This is a genomic window from Streptomyces sp. 13-12-16 (assembly GCF_002114215.1).
Lineage (GTDB): Bacteria > Actinomycetota > Actinomycetes > Streptomycetales > Streptomycetaceae > Streptomyces.
The window spans coordinates 1-1,464 of the sequence record NZ_NCTE01001033.1 but is presented as its reverse complement, the minus strand read 5'-3'; the positions used below and the strand labels follow the sequence as shown (position 1 = coordinate 1,464).

2 protein-coding genes are annotated in these 1,464 nt (G+C 76.4%); both read left to right on the top strand.

All coding sequences use genetic code 11. The features are described 5' to 3' along the window. The coding region (locus tag B7767_RS34700; protein ID WP_107486495.1) for a saccharopine dehydrogenase NADP-binding domain-containing protein at positions 1–953 on the top strand (953 nt) is incomplete at its 5' end. Positions 954–1,092: 139 nt separating this feature from the next. Further along, positions 1,093–1,464: ABATE domain-containing protein (locus B7767_RS34695; RefSeq protein WP_179167416.1), on the top strand; the 372-nt coding region annotated here is incomplete at its 3' end.

Here is a 1,464-nt window from a genome sequence, read left to right as displayed (position 1 = left end):
CCCGCCCCGCGCCGGTCGACGCCCCGGCCTCGCTCGACCGCGCGCTGGCCGGCGCGGCCGCCGTGGTCAACTGCGCCGGGCCCTTCGCCACGACGGCCGCTCCGGTGATCGAGGCGGCGCTGCGCGCCGGGATCCCGTACGTGGACGTGGCGGCCGAGATCGAGGCGAACCTCGACACCTTCACGCACTTCACGGACCGGGCACGGGAGGCCGGAGCGGTGATCGTCCCCGCGATGGCCTTCTACGGCGGCCTCGGCGACCTGTTGGCCACCACGGCGATGGGCGACTGGACGGCGGCCGACGAGGCGCACATCGCCTACGGGCTGAGCGGCTGGCACCCCACCGCCGGGACGCGCGTCGCCGGCGCCGTCTCCCGGCGGCGGCGGGACGGCCGGAGCGTCCGTCACCGCAACGGGCGGTTGGAGTACCACCGGGAGGACCTGCCCGTCCTGGAGTGGCCCTTCCCCGCCCCGATGGGCCCGCGGTCCGTCATCGGGGAGTTCACGATGGCGGACGTCGTCACCGTGCCCAGCCACCTGGCCGTCCCCGAGGTGCGCACCTACATGACGGTCGAGGCGGCCCGGGACATCGCGGCCCCGGACACGCCGACACCGGCCGCGGCCGACGGGTCCGGACGGTCCGGGCAGACCTTCCTCGTCGACGTGGTCGTGCGCTCCGGCGCCGTCGAGCGGCGTGCCGTGGCGAGGGGCCGGGACATCTACGCGGTCACCGCGCCGCTCGCGGTCGAAGCGCTCGACCGCATCCTCACGGGACGGACCAGGGCGACCGGTGTCGTCTCCGCCGGCGCGGTCTTCGACGCGCCCGACTTCCTCCGCGCGCTGTCCCCGCACATCGTCCTGGAGCAGGACGGCGGGACGTCCGGTGCGGCCCCGCACGGGGACCACCGGGCCCACACCGCGCTCAGCCGCCCCGCCACGACGACCCACGGGTGAGCGAGGGCACGTCCGGGCGACAACCGGTCGGCGGAGGGGTTCCGGCGGCCGGGACGGAGGGGCACTGTGGGAGGGGAACGGCTTCCCGGATCGCTCACCGGCCCCCTCGCGCGGGGCCAACCTAGGCGGTGGCAGGAACATGGCACTGGGTACGGTCACGGCGGCCTCCTACGAGCTGCGGTTCGACACCGGGCGGGTCTGCCTGGACCTGCTCGCGACCACCCATCCCGTGGAACGGCTCGGCTCCGTGGAGGTGCTGCGCGCCTGGATCACCGGCTCCGGGCTCGTGCCCGCGGGCACCGCGCTCACCCACGCCGACGCGTCCTGGCCGGTGGCCTTCCGTGAACTGCGCGGGTGGCTCGCCCCGTTGGTGCGTGGCCGGCCGGCGCCCGGTGTCCCCTCGTACGACCGCGCGCTCGCCCGGATCAACGAACTGGCCCGCGCGGCGCCGCCGGTGCCCCGCGCGGTGCCCGGTGAGGACGGCGTGCTGGTGCGCCGCCTCGACGGCCCG